Source organism: Marinobacter sp. C7 (assembly GCF_022343555.1).
GTDB lineage: Bacteria > Pseudomonadota > Gammaproteobacteria > Pseudomonadales > Oleiphilaceae > Marinobacter.
In genome coordinates this window covers 1-581 of sequence record NZ_JAKQZH010000060.1, presented here as the reverse complement: position 1 = coordinate 581, position 581 = coordinate 1, and the positions used below count along the sequence as shown (strand labels likewise).

Genomic DNA, 581 nt, shown 5'->3' with positions numbered 1-581 from the left:
CGGAGAGGGCAGGGGGAACAGGCGACACTGTCAGCACCGGCAAGCGCCGCTCCCGTCGACACGGTGGCGATATCACCGGGCTGACGGCGGAGTTCGATGACGCTGTCTGGCCGATCTACCCGCAGAAGGTTGCCCGCAAGACGGCGCTGAAGGCATGGGCCTCGGCACGGCAGCGCGCCGACTTCGACACGATCATCGCCGGCCTGAAGCGCTACGTCGCCAAGACCGACGACCGGCCGTGGTGCAACCTCTCGACATGGCTCAATCAGGACCGCTGGACCGACAGGCCGGCCCCGGAACCCGTGTCCACGCCCGCCGCATCATCGGCCAGATCGCCGCCATGGCCGCCATCACGCGCCGATCATCTGCGTGAGCACCAAAGGCGGGCGCAGGCATCCTTCGACAAACGCACAGGGCAGAACAATGGCAAACGAGATGCAGACATCATCGACATCGACAGAACTGACTGGACGGTTGAGAGCCGCACTTGAACCGGCAGGTGCACACCGCTCCGACCTGATGCTGGCGAAGCTGATGCAGTACGGCTTTATCCTCCCCGACAGCATCGATCCGGAAATGGC

Annotated in this window: 1 protein-coding gene; it reads left to right on the top strand. The window is 64.7% G+C overall.

Annotation, left to right across the window (positions count from 1 at the left end; genetic code table 11):
• A partial coding sequence (locus MD273_RS18710; protein ID WP_502846088.1) for an LvrA C-terminal domain-related protein occupies positions 1 to 491 on the top strand: 491 nt, incomplete at its 5' end.
• Positions 492 to 581 lie beyond the last annotated feature (90 nt).